This is a genomic window from Nonomuraea sp. NPDC052116 (genome assembly GCF_040680035.1).
Taxonomy (GTDB): domain Bacteria; phylum Actinomycetota; class Actinomycetes; order Streptosporangiales; family Streptosporangiaceae; genus Nonomuraea; species Nonomuraea angiospora_A.
In genome coordinates, this window is record NZ_JBFAWA010000111.1 from 1 (window position 1) to 1422 (window position 1422).

Sequence of the window (1422 nt, forward strand, 5' to 3'; positions counted from 1 at the left end):
GATGGCGTCGGAGCGGGTGCGTACGAGGGCGGCGGTGTCGGTGTCGGCGGCCCTCATGCCGAGGGTCCACCGCTGCTGCTCCTTGTCGAAGCCGAGCTGGAACCCGGCCGTCCGGCTGCCGGGCTGGGCCACGGCGGCGGTGTCGGCGGTGGGCAGGTAGTCGAGCTGGACCCAGGCGGCCACGGTGAAGCTGGACCTGGTGCCGACGGCGGGGCCGGTGGTCTGGGCATAGCCGTTGACGCCGTCGAGCGCGAGCGCGCCCTCCAGCCAGCCGGACGTCCACGACGCGCCCCCGGCCAGCGTCGCGGCCGTGGAGCGGCCGGAGGACTCCGCTGCGGAGGTGCCCGACTCCTCGTCCAGCGTCCAGTGGCCGACCAGCGTGGCGGCGCTGTTGACCAGGTCGGCGACCTCGTCGGCGAACATGGCCCGGCCGTACACGCGGACCTCGTCCACGTCGCCCGGCCAGGACTCCGCCGCGGCGCCGTTGACCTTGCCGCGGCCGATGGTGAGCGGCCCGGTGGCGTTCCACGGCTGGGTGAAGGCGACCTCGGACTCCAGCTTGCCGTTGACGTAGAGCGAGATCTGGCCCGCGGCGGAGTCGTAGACGCCGGTCAGGTGGGTCCACTCGTTCAGCCTGGGTGCGGCGGCCGACAGAGCCTTGACCGTCGCGGCGCCGTCGGCGTCGGAGCCCGCGCGGACCAGCGCCCAGCGGTCGTCGGTCTTCGAGTACTGGAGCGCGAAGCCGCCGGTCCTGGAGCCTTCCTGGGTGACGACCGTGGCGGTGGCCGCGTTGCCGGTCAGGCGGGCCCAGGCGGTGACGGTGAAGTTGCGGCCGGTGTCGGTGATCGGGCCGGAGGTCTGCGCGTACGCGTTGGCCAGGCGCAGGCCCATGCCCGTCTTCCCGGTCGTCCACGTGGCCCCGTACAGGGTCGCGGGGTGGGCGTTCGCGGCATCGGCGGCCACGGTGCCCTGGCCCTCGTCCAGGGCCCAGTGGCCGTTCGGGCCCTTGCCGCCGTTGACGTTGAAGACGTAGGTGCGGATCGGGCCGAGCTGGCCGGCGCGGTCCTTGCTGCGTACCGACAGGACGTTGGGGCCGTCGTGGCGCGGGGTGAGCGCGATCGTGGCCGTGCCGTCGGCGGCGGGCGCGACCTCGGACTTGGGCGTGGTGTCCAGCCCGTAGACGTAGGCGGCCACGTCGGTGACGCCGTTGGGATCGAACCTGAACGTGCCGGCCAGGCCGACGCCGTCGTTCCAGCCTTCCTCGGCGTACTCGGGCGAGGTCACGACCGGCTCCCGGCCGGGCGCGGTGGCGTCCACGGTGGCCTCGCACCACGGGCTCCAGGCGCTGTTGGCCTTGCCGTCCTCGGCCCGGACGCGCCAGCGGATCAGCGCGCCGTCCGCGTACAGGCTGACCGGGATCGT

1 protein-coding gene is annotated in these 1422 nt (G+C 74.0%); it reads right to left on the minus strand.

Annotated features, from left to right (window positions below; genetic code table 11):
• On the minus strand, positions 1-1422 hold a 1422-nt coding region (locus tag AB0L65_RS62905), incomplete at both ends, for a LamG domain-containing protein (RefSeq protein WP_364267622.1).